The sequence below is a fragment of the Streptomyces sp. SS1-1 genome, assembly GCF_008973465.1.
Lineage (GTDB): Bacteria > Actinomycetota > Actinomycetes > Streptomycetales > Streptomycetaceae > Streptomyces.
Window position 1 is genome coordinate 19,874 of record NZ_WBXN01000002.1, and the last position, 11,975, is coordinate 31,848.

Genomic DNA, 11,975 nt, shown 5'->3' on the forward strand with positions numbered 1-11,975 from the left:
CGAACTGCTGTCGACAGCTCGGGGACACGGCGAAGGCGCCGAGACGCCAACCCGCAGCTTCCCACCGATCCGGATCACCCCACCACCCCGAGGAGAAATCCCAGATGAGTAAGGACATCGCCACCCGGGTCATGACCGGTGTGCAGGCCCTGGCGCTGCCTGGGCAGCGTGAGGGCTGGCAGGCACAGCACCGCGGCTCCCTGCTGACCGACGCGCAGACCTACGACGCTCTCGCCGACGCTATCCAGGCCGACCTCAAGGCCCGCCGTCTGGACGGTGACCTGCCCTGGGGCATTTCGGCTGCGGCCCGGGCCCGTAAGCGGGTCAAGCCGCTGAGGGAAGCCGCTCGGGCCATGCGGCAGGCCGCGAAGGCCATCAACGGCACGGTCGCCGCCTATGAGGAGACACAGCCCGAGGTGGTCCTCCAGCGTCGGGAGGACAAGGCGCTGCGCAAGATGCAGCGCAAGCAGCAGCTCGGTGCCACCGCCCACAACAGCGCGCAGGCCACACTGCAGCGGCTCGCCCCCGCCGACAGCGAGGACGGCCAGGCCGGTGCGCCGAAGCTTCTGGGTGACTACTTCGGCGGCAACAACCGCCAGCAGCGGGGCGCCTGATGCCCGCTGCGATGTCGCCGCGCAAGGCTGCTCACTGGAACGCCCGATTCGAACAGGCCAGCGCGGCAGGCGAGAAGGGCCCGGAGGAATTCTTCCGGGTCTGGCTCGACCTGGTGAAGGTCTCCGCTTTGCAGAAGGTGAAGCGGACCGGCGACCACGCCCCCTTCAACGCCCTGTCCGCCGAGCTGGAACGGCTCTACCGGGATCACTGCCAGTAATCGTCATCGTCATCATCATCACCGCCGAAATGAGGGTTGACGGGGGTCCCAACCAGGCGTACGCGTACGCGTGCGAGGCGGCCCCCTTCCCTCACCGGCAGTTACCAGGAGAGGAGGGCGCGTGTCCGACGACGACAGCCCGGACAACGTGGTCTCACTGCCCCGGATTGGCTCCCCACCACCCCCGCCCGTCCCTGCGCCGCCGGCCCTCGACGGCGACCAGGACCCCCCTGCCGCCGGGGACGGTGTTGTTCGAATCAGTGCCTTCGACGCGCCCGCCGTGCCGCATACACCGCCCCCGCCGGATGCGGTGCCGGCGGCCCTGCGCAGCGACGGACTCAGCGAGCCGCATGCTCCCGGCGACGCCGGACCACCGCGCACCGGAGCGCTGTCCCTGGCCGCCATCCTCGCTATCGCTCTGGCCGCGTTCGAGGGTCTGCAGACCTGGATCCAGGAGTCCGGGCCGCGCCGGGCGGAGGCAGCAGCGCATCAGCGCGAACTGGAGTTGCTGGCGGCGAAGGCGACCGCGGACGCCACCCGGCACCACGCGGAAGCCGACCGCGAGCACGCCCGTGGCCGCCGTATCCCCTCCAGCCACGACTACGGCCGCAGCGCCCTCGGACGTGGCTCAGGCGGCACGGGACGGGGTGCAGGCGGCATCGGCCCAGGCAAGGGCGGAACGGGCCGCGCAGGGCCGCACAGCGGCTCCACGCACCGCTCCGGAGCAGGCCCCGGCGGCCGGCCGTCTACCGGCACCGGCCGGAGCGATGGCCATGCGGGCATGGGGCTAGGCTCCCGCCGGAACGGTCCCGGGGCTCACCGAAACGGCCCGGGCTCGCATCGAAACGGCTCCCTGCGGGACCGAAACAGTGGCGGGGGCAGCCGAAACGACGGCGGCTCTCGGCGAAAGGACGGCTCTGGGAGCTCCGGCGGAACCAGCGCCCGCGGCCCCGCCGGTTCGGGCAGCGGTCGCGGGAGCGCGGGCACGGATGGGAGCGGACACCGTTCCGCGCGCCGCGCCGTCGCGGACTGGTGGAGCAAGGGAAAGAAGCTCCGTGACACCGGCCCGGGTGCGAAGCACTCCGGGGGCAAGGGCAGTAAGGGCGGATCCGGTGCGGCGGACACGAAAGCCGCGCTCCGCAACGCGGTCAAGGCGAGCAAGCCGGGGCCGACGTTCTGGGAAAAGGCCGGCGACCGGATCGAAGAACGGTGGCGTAAGCGCCGTCCCAGCACTAACGCCCCCACCACCGGCGCGGACGGCAAGGACGGCAGCGCCAAGGGCCGCAACAGCCGCACGGGCAACGACGGCTGGACACCGCCCGGTAACCGCGGCGGTTTCCGCGAGGCTGTTTTTGACGCCGTGAACGACCGGTGGAAGAAACGGCGCGAACGCTGGACGGCCGACGGCGGACCGCGTCCCAAGCCGAACCCGTCCACGTCCCGAAAGCGCGGGAGTTCTGAGCGTGCCACCAACCCGGGGCCCTCCTCAGGCCCCGGTCCGGGCACGCCCGGCCCGGACGGCACCCGTGGCCACCCCGGATACGGGCAGGCACGGTCCTCGCCGTTCGACGCCGACACCGAGCCCCGCGTCACGATCACCGTCGAACAGGTCGACCCGCCGGGCGCCCACGCCAAGCGATGGGAGCCCGACGCGATCAGCCCCGCCCCCAAGGCACTGCCCGCCCAGAGCCAGCCCGCCCTGCCCCGCGCTCCGCAGCGACCGGCCGGGCCCCGCCCCGGCACCACTCGCAGAAAGGACCCCATCCCCATGCCCGCTGCATCGTCCGGCGCTGTGACACAAATGAACACTGCCGTCGGCATGGCCGGCGAACACCTCACCGAGATCACCCTGGACGACGTCCTCAAGGTCCTTACCCGGCTGACCACCGACGGCATGGAGACCCACGACGACGCGGTGAACCTGGCCGGCAGGGCCAGGAGGCTGCTCGCCGAGCTGGAACAGATGACGGACGACCTGGCCCGCACACACAACGTGTCCGGCCCGCGCACCAAGCGAGCCATCGCTGGCCTGATGGAGAGCGTGGCGGACATGGCCGCGACGGTGGAGCGACTCGCGCAGGCCGCTCTGGCTGCCGCCGAAGGCGCCGAAGCGGAGGAGACGGCGATGGCCAGGGACTACCGGCCTACGCAGGACGCGACCGCCGACGCCGGGCTGCACACGCCCAGCGCCCGCATCCACAACGAAAACTGACGAGAGGAAGCACAGTGCTCATCGGCATGGAAGGCGACAGCAACGGATACCTCGCGCTGGTCGCAAAGTTCCGCGCGCTGCGGAAGGCCGCCTCCGGTCTTATGGAAGAGTCCGAACGGCTCGCCCAGCGCATGCGCGCCAATGCCAACACGGCGACCCGACTGGCCGCGCTGAGCGCCGCCGCGCACGTCGACTCCCAGCACGTCGCCGCGATCGAGGACGTCGCCGGCCTGTTCAGTTCGGTGGCCGGCAGGTGCACAGGCCTGGCGGGCGCCGCCGACACCATGCACACCGCCGCAGGCCACCTCCACAGCGAGCACCAGGCGGAGTACGGCGGCATCCACGCGGCCGTGACGTCCTCCCGGGCGCGCCAGGCCAAACCCGGCTTCTACCGGCAGAACTGACCCGCCCTTCACGTCCCACCAGCGGGGGCCGCGCCTGACACCGGGCGCGGCCCCCACCCATATCCCGAGAACGGGGACCACCTATGACCGAGACGACCGCAACCGTCCAGCTGACCGCCGACGTGATCTGCATCCGAGGCGGCGACATGCTGCTCATCGAACGGGCTTGGCCGCCCTACGAAGGACTGTTCGCCCTGCCGGGTGGCTACGTCGAGCCCGGAGAGACCTTCCGCGCCGCCGCCGTGCGGGAACTGCGGGAAGAGACCGGCGTCCGCATCGCCGAGGACGACCTGGCCCTGGTCGGCGTCTACGACCGCCCCGACCGCGACCCTCGCGGCCGGTTCGTCAGCGTCGCGTACATGGCCACCGTCCCGGACGACGCCACCGCCCAGGCCGGGGACGACGCCGCCGCTGTGCGGTGGACACCACTGGCCACCTTCCATGACGCCCTCGCCTTCGACCACAGCCAGATCGTGGCCGACGCACGACACCTCCTCGCCGGCGGAAACGACCCCGGCGAGCACTGACACACCTCTGGCCTCGCTGGATGCGGCACCGCCCCGCCCGGGACGGTGCCGCATCCAGCACGCCCAGCGGCCCCAGCCACCGCACGGAAGGAACCTCACTGATGAGCACGCTGCCCACCCGAGCCAAGGCAGAGATGGCCGCCTACGGGGCATCCGCCGCCGCCCTCGCCTACGTCCCCTCCATGGAGCTCCTGCCCGCCAACGCCACCGCCGCCGCGATCAGTGGCGGCTGCGTGTGGTGGCTCTACCGCAAGGTCAAGACGAAGGACTTCCGCCGCACGATCCGCACCGCCCAGCGCGTGCTGGGACCGGTCACCGGCGGCGCCGTCTACGCGGCAGCCGCGATCGTCCCCGGCCACACCTGGTGGGAGCCGGTCGCGGCCCTGGCATGGGGCGGCCTCATGTCCGCAGCCCTGCCCATCACCCGCTCCACCTGGGCCCCGCCCGCCACCATCATCGCCGCCTACCCGCCCGGTTTCCGGGGCCTGGTCATGCAGATGTGGGACACCGCCGAAGTGGCTCCCGGCACCTGGCTGGAGAACATCGAGCAGACTGTCTCCCCCCAGTATCCGGACTTCACTGCCGACGTCGTGGCCCCGGCCGGAAAGCCGGTGCCGCGCATCGACCTGGTCGACGTCGCCGCCTGCTTCGGCTACCCCGTCGGCTGCGTCGCCCTGGACGAGATCCCCGGCACCGGCCCGGGCCGCCTGCGCCTCACCGTCGCCCCCACCGCCCGCCGCGGCGGCGGCAGCATCGAGGAGATGTGGGCGGCCAAGGTGGCCCGCCCAGGCGGAGCCATCCCCGGAAGCGAGATCGTCCGCGTCGAGCAGCTGCCCGCGCGCGCAGACCTCCCCGCCCGCGGCATGATCCTCGCCCAGGTCGACGCGGGCGAGGTCGCCCGCATCAACCACGCCCAGCTCTGCTCCGCATTCGGAGTCGAGCCCGAAGAACTGCGCCTGGTCGCCGAATCACGCGGCCGTGAGGCGCTGGTGACGCTGTACGACTCGGCACCGCTGAAGGGAGCACGCCGCGCCACCCGCGAGCTGCTCACCCTGGACGCCTACGGCCGCTACACCATCGGCACCGCCCACGACGGATCCAACGCCAAGGTCCACATGCAGTCCGCGGCCGGCACCCTGCACGGCTTCCTCGTCGGCGTCACCGGCTCCGGCAAAACCGTCGCCCTGGCGCTGATGTGCGCAGCGTGGGCACTGGCGGGCCTGACGAACTGGGTGACCTCCGCACGCCCCGACGCGCAGATGAGCGCAGTCGGACGGCACATCGACCGCCAGAGCGCCGGCCCGGTCTTCACCTGGTGGATGCTCAAGGCCGCCATCGCCCTGATGGACATCCGAGGCCAGATCAACAGCGAGGTCGGGCACGACTTCTCCGCACACTCCCCCTACCCGGGCCTGGTCCTGGTCCTCGACGAGTTCAACTCCCTCGTCGGCGACGATGCCTTGGGTGACGACATCGCCCACATGACCGACGTCCTCGCCCGCGAAGGCCGCAAATTCGGCATCGGCATCGTCTTCGCCGGCCAGTCCCTCAACCTGTCCAAGCTCGGCGGCGAAGCCTCCCTGCGCGACCAGGTCCAGGGCGGCATCGGCGTCGTACTGCGCATCGCCGCATCCTCCGGCGGCATCGCCGCCCGGCAAGCCACCGGAGGACTCGCCGGAGACGTCGACCTGGCCGACATCCCTGACCGGTTCAACGCCTCCACCTCACTGATGGACCGCATGCACGGCATCACCGACGACGCACCCGGCGAGACCACCCAAGGCGTCGGCCACACCGTCACCGGCTCCACAGCGACCATGATGCGCACCCTGTACGTCCACCTGCCCAAGGACGGCAGCCCCGACGGCCTCGGCGACATCTTCCCCGCCGACGGCTCCATCAACTGCCTCACCGACCGCGAGACCGACGCCCTGACCGAGCTGGGCCTGTGGCACGACTGGACCATGCCGCCGCCCTCCAAGAACGACGACGGCGAGGGCGCCGTACTGCCCCCGCAGTCCAGCGGGATCGGCTCCTTCGACCCGCCCGCCATCAAGCCGAAGAACCGCACCGTCAAGGACAAGGTCCTCGCCGCGGTCGACCGGCAGATGACGGCCAAGGAGATCCGCGCCCAGGTCGATGCCGCAGCAGGGAGTGTCCGCAACGCCCTGTCCGACCTGGTCGCCGAAGGGCGTCTCCACCAGGTCGACCACGGCGTCTACGCGCCTGTCGACCAGGACGCCACGACTGCTGTCGAGCAGGACGGGCAGGCAGCTCAGTCGGCCTCCGTCCCGGATGGGGTGGACGGCGCCCTCGTGGTTGAGGCCGCCAGTCTCGTCATCAGCAGCCAGTTCGGCTCGCAGTCGATGGTGCAGCGCAAGCTGCGGGTCGGCTTCGCCCTCGCCGGGCGCCTCCTGGACATCCTGGAGGAGCGCGGCATCGTCGGCCCCGCCGACGGCAGCAAAGCCCGCGACGTCCTGGTCGCCCCGGACGTTCAGGACGACGTTCTGCGCGAGCTGCGCGCCGACTTCGTCCTCGCCACCGGCGACTGACTTTTCGCCCCCCCATCGTCGCCCCCAGCACACCGCCGGGGGCGACGGCGTCCCGCCTGGCATCCGTCCGGGCTACACCACCTCACCCCGCCCCATGGAAGGAATCACCCCGTGATCGTCTCCGTGTCCGCCGCGCTGCTCCTGGCCGTCGTCGTCATCGTGCTGCTGCGCCAGCGCGCCGTCGGTATCGGCTCCGCCCTCGCGTGCACCGCCTTCGGGTTCTGCCTCGCCTCCACCGGCATCGCCCCAGCCATTGAGGCGTTCCTGGCCGCCCTTACCCGTCTCGCCACGCTGGTCTGACGGGAGACTCCGATGGCCGCCTCATCCCACACCGCGCCCGCCCGGACCGACCAGCAGACGAGCCCGGCACCCGCGACCGGCGCCCTGAGCCTGGACGCACGGCTGGCCGCTGCAGAGGCGGCCATGACCGTCCGACTGGACGAGGCCGCTGTCGCACACGAAGTGCGCACCGCCCACATCGACACCACACCCGTCGACCTTGCTGACGTCATCACCGTGCCGCTCACGCCGACACTCCAGCCGCAGCCCCAGCAGCTCCCCGCCACTCCGGTCGCCGCTCTCCTCGAGCGGGCCCGAGCCCGGATGGAAGCCGACGGATGGTGCGCAGGGGCGCTGACCGACGACAGCGGCGCCGTCTGCCTGCTCGGAGCCATCCGTAAGGAAGCCAGCGGTGACCGCGGCCTGGAGGCCGACGCCGCATCCGTCGTGCTGGACGCCATCCGCCGCCGTTTCGGCGACCACGTCGACTCGGTGCCGTCCTTCAACGACGCTCACGGCTCCGGCCGCATCCCCGCACGCATGCTGGGCGAAGCCGCCTCAATGGCCGACGCGCAGGGCCGGTAACCCGCCCGGACCCGTCAGTCCAGCTCGATGACGAGCCGCCCAAAGTCGTCCACCCAGGCCGGATAGACGTACCCACCAACTACGGCACGGTTCACGAACACCTCGACGTCCGCGTCGGTGTCGATGACCAGCACCCCGTCATCGTCCGTGAACGCCTGCCACGTCACACCGTCCGTGTCGATCACCGCGTCGAAATCGACCACCGGCGGATCACTGCGAAACCAGCCCATCACTCCCCCTGCCGCCCTGCCTGCGCGCGCACTCCAGCCTGACGCACCCGCCCTACCCACACCAGCCATGGAGACAAGCCCGATGCTCACCCCCCGCCCCCGCCGCCGGATCGGCCGGCCACGCCCGCAGCGCCCCGGCCCCCGCTACCCGCAGTGCCCCCGCCGCCCCTCCCCCGCCTGGGAGCCGCGGTGACGACCCGCACCCGACGCCGACGCACCACCACGCATCCACGCGCCGCGCACGGATTACCCGAATACGACTGGGGGACCGCACCCACCGAGCAATTGGCTACGCGCCGCCAACTGCGCGCTGCGGGACTGCGCCCCGGCGGGCAGGAGCCCGTCGCGCTCCTGCGTTGCAAGGCATGCGCAACGCGCCCATATCGCGCGTGCTCCCGCGCCGCCTACCTCTACCGCGTCGACCTGGCCCTGCCCGTGCGACCGATGACGCTCGCCAAAGAGGCCGCGCTCGACAAGGCCATGGCCGCGCGAACCACCTGCCCGCTCTGCCGACGGCGCTACCACCACGTCCTGCCGCTGCGCACCCTCGGCTCCTGCCTGGAGTGCCACGACGGCACCCCGGCCGACCCTGCCACCTACATCGCGCCACCTGACCACGCCCAGGCCCTGGCGGCCTGACCGTGAAAGGACCTCCTCGCATGCCGGCATCGTCTACGCCGCTCACCACGGGCCAGACCACAGACAAAGAGCTGGACGCAGCCTGCGCCGCAGTCACAGGCGAGATCGCCCGTACCGACGGCAAGGCGTCGCTGCTACTCGCTTTCAACGGCGCCGGCCTCGCTGGCCTGACCACACTTGCCGACCACGACCTGCCCGCCCACACCATCGCGGCGGGAGCCCTCGCCTTCGTCGCCCTCGGCACGGCGGCAGTGCTGCTGCTCCTGGTCGTCAGGCCCCGCCTGCACGGCCGCGACCGAGCGTCCTTCCCCTACTGGGCACGCCTGACCGAAGCCGAGATCCGCGCTTGCATGACCAGCGACACACGCGCCGCCCGCATCCGCGTCCTGTCCGGCATCGCCGTGGCCAAGTTCACCCAGCTGCGGCGTGCTGTCGACTGCACCCTCGCAGCGCTGGCTTTCCTCGCTCTGGCCGCGATCAGCGCCCCGCTCTAACAGAGTCCCAGGGCGGTCGCAGTAAAAGGGCCGGTGCGACCGCCTCGAGCGCTGACGCCATCGTCACAAAACGCCAGCACCTTCCAGCATGACTGCTGCCCGGCCCCGGCCTGGCACGGACGCCCCACACGGCAAGAGGCGCACCCCCACCAGAGCCTGGACAGCCCGGAGATGCGCCTCTCTCATTCCGCCCGCACGGGCGAGAACGGAGATCCATCATGCCCGCTACCGCCGCCTTACGTCAGCGGCCGCGCACCTTCGTCATCGCTGCGGCCGCCGTGCCGCTCGCCCTGGCGATCCTCGCTGACGACGTCCGGGTACGGCGCCATCTGGAGGCCGCACGCCGGGACCCGCTCACCGGCCTCGCCGACCGGCCGGCCCTCATGTACCGCATCACCCGCCTCGCCGCCACACACCGCGAGCAGCTGCACGTCCTGGTCGCCGACGCCGACGGGCTGAAGACCGTCAACGATGACCTGGGCCACGCCGCCGGCGACATGCTCATCGCCGCCGTCGGACGCCGCCTCGGCACGTGGGCAGCAGCGCGCGGCGGCCTTGCCGCACGTCTGGGAGGCGATGAATTCGCTGCCGTCGTGCTGCTGCCGCCGACCACGACCGTTCGGGAAGTCACCGCGCTGCGCGACCAACTGGCGCGGCCCGTCACATGCGGAACAGAGATCCTGAGCCCGGCGGTGTCCATCGGGACTGCCCGGGCCGCCGACCTGCCCGACGCAGCAGACGCTTCCCGCATCCTGCGCGGCGCGGACATGGCCATGTACCGGGTCAAGACCCGCCGCGAGCAGTGCGGCTACGTAGCCACACGCCACGACGCCTACACGCCCTCGGTCCATGGCCGCCGCCCGGGCCGCCCCGGCACCCACCTCCCGGTCGGGTGACCACCCAGGCCCGCAAGACCGCCCGGACCCTCGCCGACTTCGCCGGCGACGTACCCGCCCCGGGCGCCCTCCTGGACTGGCGCCACCACCTTCACTACCAGTGGCCCGCACCGTGCGTCCTGTGCCGACGCCCCACACCACTGCGCTCCCACGACGGAGAAGCCGCACACAAGGTCTGCGCGGAGCAGTGGATCACAGCCCACAACACCGAAGCCCTGCGCACACACCGCTTCGTGTCCGACCGCCGCACCACATCGAAACCCAACCAACACGCCTGACCGGCCCGCGATTGGAGACCCATGGGCACCACCGTCCAGCGCATCCCGTTCCCCGCGTCCGCAAGCCCGACCGCCTGCCGCCGCAACCCCCGCATATTCGACGTCGTCCGCGGCGAAGCCACCGATCCGGCCGCAGCGAGCCGCATCCAGAAGGCCAAAGCAGCCTGCCGACACTGCCCGATCGCCACGGACTGCCTGCGATGGGCACTCACCAACCCCGACCAGACCCCCACCAACGTGTGGGCAGCCACCACCGCAGGCGAACGCACAGTGCTGCGCACACGCCTGGCCCGCCGCCTCGGCCCCCACTGGATGGACGCCCTGACTCGGACCGTCAGCTGAGCCAATGCCACCAGGGCCGGTGACCCCGGCGCCACCATCACAGGCAGATGAGTAGCACTACGAAGGCCGTGCTCCCCCTTGCAGAGGGAAGCCGGGCCGCACAAAGGGGCCCCCGTCGTCCCGGATCAGTTCCGGGCGGCTGGGGCCCTTTTTTGTTGCCCCTTGCACGGGAAGTTTGTTGTCCGCGGACAACAAACCAGCTGCTAGCTGATCAGCGTGGTCACGTAGTTGGCAACGGTTTCGGCGGCATCACCGAGGGCGGGGATGCCCACGGTCTTGCAGTAGTGGACGCCCATGTCGACGGCCTCCCACAGGGCTGCTCCCGCGAAGGCGTAGAACGTGGCACCGGTCGGGGCTACCGGGTCAGGCAGCCAGTGCCGCGGGGGGTGGTACTCGCTGTGCTGGGGATTCTCCCCCGCCGGCCTGCTCCCGCGGGCCTTCCGTGTGACAAGCTTGAACACGGCATGTCCTCTGCTCTGCTGTGGTGGATGGTGCTGGAACGGGCCCTTCCACCGGGGTTTTCGACGCCCGCCGGTGTGGGGCCCGTTGCTATCCAACTCCTAGAGCCTGAAGAGCTTGTGCCGCTTGATCAGTCGGTTGTACGAAGCACAGCGCGCAGCCATGCCGTGACGGCACCCGGCACCGCGCCGATCACGGCCAGCAGCACCGAACCGGCTTCTGGGTGCAAGACATTGGTTGTAAGAAGCAATGCAATGCATCCGATCACTCCCACGACAATGAGGGACGTCCAGGTGAGTACGACGGTGTACGTCCCATCGCGGCGGCGCTGATGCTGCATCATCTGCTGCGCCCGCTGCCTGATCCGTTCGCGCGGAATCGCCTCGACTTCCATTCAGAAACCTCCTCCCTTCTGCATGTAGCGGTTGAACAGGGCCTGGGCAGCCGCAGCTGAGGCGGCGCCTGCCGTCCGGTCGATCTTCCGCTCGATGCGAGAAGTCATCGGCCCGACGGAGTTCTGGTTGACTCCCATGCGCTTGGAGGTCAGGTCGACAGGCCAGCCGTAGACCCGGCGAGCCTCGTAGACGTGCAGGGCTTCGTTGACACGGGGATTGTCCTCACCACGCGCCTTGCGGCGGCCCTCTTCGTCAATGGCCAAGATCGCCTTCAGCGCGGCCAGCTCCTCCGCACTCGCCACGTCTTTGAAGAGCCTGACGTAATTCGCCGTGTACCAGGAGTCCGGCTCCCATCGCGCCGGCACTCGGCGCAGGGCACGAACCGAGTACTCCTCCACGAGTTCGAAGAGGTGCAGGCGAGGATCCCGCTCGTACAGCATCCAGCCCGCCTCGAGACGGGCGAAGGACTTCTCGACGATGTCGACGGTGTCAGTGCGAGGGTCCGAACAACAGGTGAAAGCCCGCACTAACGCCTCGCCGTAGTGCGCGGTCAGCACCTCATCCTGAGCTGCCTTAATCTCGGGCGTCAGATCGTATTCGGGAAGCCTCCGCCTCCGTTGGTTCAAGTTGCGCCCCAGCACCCGTGTCCTCCTTGTCCGGTCTCCCCCAATCACGGTCGCAGAGAGACGGACAAGCGTTGTCCGCCAAGTCCCGCCTTGCACAAGAGACGATGACCGCCGATGGCCGTGCGGTTCGTTGTCCGCGGACAACGAACCGCACCATCTGCAGACCGGACTAATCGGCGTGTAGCGCGGCAAGCCCCGCACAAGACGATCCTTGAGGGTGAGTAA

General features: G+C 70.6%; 17 protein-coding genes. 13 read left to right on the forward strand and 4 right to left on the reverse strand.

Annotated features, from left to right (window positions below):
* The first annotated feature begins 104 nt into the window (after positions 1–104).
* The 8 genes from F8R89_RS01070 to F8R89_RS01105 all read left to right on the forward strand — a co-directional run bounded on the left by F8R89_RS01070 (position 105) and on the right by F8R89_RS01105 (position 7,391).
* Positions 105–614 carry a hypothetical protein gene (locus F8R89_RS01070; protein ID WP_151782164.1) on the forward strand — a complete coding sequence of 170 codons (510 nt, stop codon included), beginning with the start codon at positions 105–107 and terminating at the stop codon, positions 612–614.
* Positions 614–832 carry a hypothetical protein gene (locus F8R89_RS01075; RefSeq protein WP_151782165.1) on the forward strand — a complete coding sequence of 73 codons (219 nt, stop codon included), beginning with the start codon at positions 614–616 and terminating at the stop codon, positions 830–832. Before F8R89_RS01070 ends, F8R89_RS01075 begins: the two co-directional genes overlap by 1 nt.
* A gap of 121 nt (positions 833–953) precedes the next feature.
* Positions 954–3,044, forward strand: a complete 2,091-nt coding sequence (locus F8R89_RS01080) for a hypothetical protein (protein WP_151782166.1) — start codon at positions 954–956, stop codon at positions 3,042–3,044.
* 26 nt (positions 3,045–3,070) lie between these two features.
* Positions 3,071–3,448, forward strand: coding sequence for a hypothetical protein (locus F8R89_RS01085; protein WP_151782167.1), 378 nt, complete (start codon positions 3,071–3,073; stop codon positions 3,446–3,448).
* 83 nt (positions 3,449–3,531) lie between these two features.
* On the forward strand, positions 3,532–3,975 hold the full coding sequence (locus F8R89_RS01090; protein WP_151782168.1) for an NUDIX domain-containing protein: 444 nt from the start codon (positions 3,532–3,534) through the stop codon (positions 3,973–3,975).
* A gap of 101 nt (positions 3,976–4,076) precedes the next feature.
* The gene (locus tag F8R89_RS36505) at positions 4,077–6,527 is read left to right on the forward strand and encodes a DNA translocase FtsK (protein WP_225994279.1); all 2,451 of its coding nucleotides are present in this window, start codon (positions 4,077–4,079) and stop codon (positions 6,525–6,527) included.
* A 111-nt stretch (positions 6,528–6,638) separates the two neighbouring features.
* Positions 6,639–6,827: a hypothetical protein gene (locus tag F8R89_RS01100; RefSeq protein ID WP_151782169.1), complete on the forward strand. Its 189-nt coding sequence runs from the start codon at positions 6,639–6,641 to the stop codon at positions 6,825–6,827.
* Between the two features lie 12 nt (positions 6,828–6,839).
* Positions 6,840–7,391 carry a hypothetical protein gene (locus tag F8R89_RS01105; protein ID WP_225994280.1) on the forward strand — a complete coding sequence of 184 codons (552 nt, stop codon included), beginning with the start codon at positions 6,840–6,842 and terminating at the stop codon, positions 7,389–7,391.
* A 14-nt stretch (positions 7,392–7,405) separates the two neighbouring features.
* On the opposite strand, the gene F8R89_RS01110 is transcribed toward F8R89_RS01105, so the two are convergent.
* On the reverse strand, positions 7,406–7,594 hold the full coding sequence (locus F8R89_RS01110) for a hypothetical protein (protein WP_151782170.1): 189 nt from the start codon (positions 7,592–7,594) through the stop codon (positions 7,406–7,408).
* 216 nt (positions 7,595–7,810) lie between these two features.
* Between F8R89_RS01110 and F8R89_RS01115 the strand changes: the two genes are divergently transcribed.
* The 5 genes from F8R89_RS01115 (at position 7,811) to F8R89_RS01135 (ending at position 10,270) form a co-directional block, all read left to right on the forward strand.
* The gene (locus F8R89_RS01115; protein WP_151782171.1) at positions 7,811–8,260 is read left to right on the forward strand and encodes an RRQRL motif-containing zinc-binding protein; all 450 of its coding nucleotides are present in this window, start codon (positions 7,811–7,813) and stop codon (positions 8,258–8,260) included.
* 20 nt (positions 8,261–8,280) lie between these two features.
* Positions 8,281–8,754: a Pycsar system effector family protein gene (locus F8R89_RS01120; protein WP_151782172.1), complete on the forward strand. Its 474-nt coding sequence runs from the start codon at positions 8,281–8,283 to the stop codon at positions 8,752–8,754.
* 218 nt (positions 8,755–8,972) lie between these two features.
* Positions 8,973–9,650 carry a GGDEF domain-containing protein gene (locus tag F8R89_RS01125; protein WP_151782173.1) on the forward strand — a complete coding sequence of 226 codons (678 nt, stop codon included), beginning with the start codon at positions 8,973–8,975 and terminating at the stop codon, positions 9,648–9,650.
* Positions 9,647–9,928 (forward strand): hypothetical protein, encoded by a 282-nt coding sequence (locus F8R89_RS01130; RefSeq protein WP_151782174.1) that lies wholly within the window; start codon positions 9,647–9,649, stop codon positions 9,926–9,928. The genes F8R89_RS01125 and F8R89_RS01130 overlap by 4 nt, the downstream gene beginning before the upstream one ends.
* A gap of 21 nt (positions 9,929–9,949) precedes the next feature.
* Complete coding sequence (locus F8R89_RS01135) at positions 9,950–10,270, forward strand: WhiB family transcriptional regulator (protein WP_151782175.1); 321 nt, start codon at positions 9,950–9,952, stop codon at positions 10,268–10,270.
* Between the two features lie 203 nt (positions 10,271–10,473).
* Here F8R89_RS01135 and F8R89_RS01140 read toward each other — a convergent pair whose 3' ends face one another.
* From F8R89_RS01140 to F8R89_RS01150, 3 genes are all read right to left on the reverse strand, one after another.
* A complete protein-coding gene (locus tag F8R89_RS01140; RefSeq protein WP_151782176.1) occupies positions 10,474–10,731 on the reverse strand; it encodes a hypothetical protein in 258 nt (85 codons plus the stop codon).
* 128 nt (positions 10,732–10,859) lie between these two features.
* Positions 10,860–11,123 (reverse strand): hypothetical protein, encoded by a 264-nt coding sequence (locus tag F8R89_RS01145; protein WP_151782177.1) that lies wholly within the window; start codon positions 11,121–11,123, stop codon positions 10,860–10,862.
* Positions 11,124–11,765, reverse strand: coding sequence for a hypothetical protein (locus tag F8R89_RS01150; RefSeq protein WP_151782178.1), 642 nt, complete (start codon positions 11,763–11,765; stop codon positions 11,124–11,126).
* Positions 11,766–11,975: the final 210 nt, after the last annotated feature.

Excerpts from the sequence above, each read along its gene's own strand:
- F8R89_RS01070 (WP_151782164.1), top strand. The coding sequence starts at position 105 with ATGAGTAAGGACATCGCCACCCGGGTCATGACCGGTGTGCAGGCCCTG.
- F8R89_RS01075 (WP_151782165.1), top strand. The coding sequence starts at position 614 with ATGCCCGCTGCGATGTCGCCGCGCAAGGCTGCTCACTGGAACGCCCGA.
- F8R89_RS01085 (WP_151782167.1), top strand. The coding sequence starts at position 3,071 with ATGGAAGGCGACAGCAACGGATACCTCGCGCTGGTCGCAAAGTTCCGC.
- F8R89_RS01090 (WP_151782168.1), top strand. The coding sequence starts at position 3,532 with ATGACCGAGACGACCGCAACCGTCCAGCTGACCGCCGACGTGATCTGC.
- F8R89_RS36505 (WP_225994279.1), top strand. The coding sequence starts at position 4,077 with ATGAGCACGCTGCCCACCCGAGCCAAGGCAGAGATGGCCGCCTACGGG.
- F8R89_RS01105 (WP_225994280.1), top strand. The coding sequence starts at position 6,840 with ATGGCCGCCTCATCCCACACCGCGCCCGCCCGGACCGACCAGCAGACG.
- F8R89_RS01120 (WP_151782172.1), top strand. The coding sequence starts at position 8,281 with ATGCCGGCATCGTCTACGCCGCTCACCACGGGCCAGACCACAGACAAA.
- F8R89_RS01125 (WP_151782173.1), top strand. The coding sequence starts at position 8,973 with ATGCCCGCTACCGCCGCCTTACGTCAGCGGCCGCGCACCTTCGTCATC.
- F8R89_RS01135 (WP_151782175.1), top strand. The coding sequence starts at position 9,950 with ATGGGCACCACCGTCCAGCGCATCCCGTTCCCCGCGTCCGCAAGCCCG.
- F8R89_RS01145 (WP_151782177.1), bottom strand. The coding sequence starts at position 11,123 with ATGGAAGTCGAGGCGATTCCGCGCGAACGGATCAGGCAGCGGGCGCAG.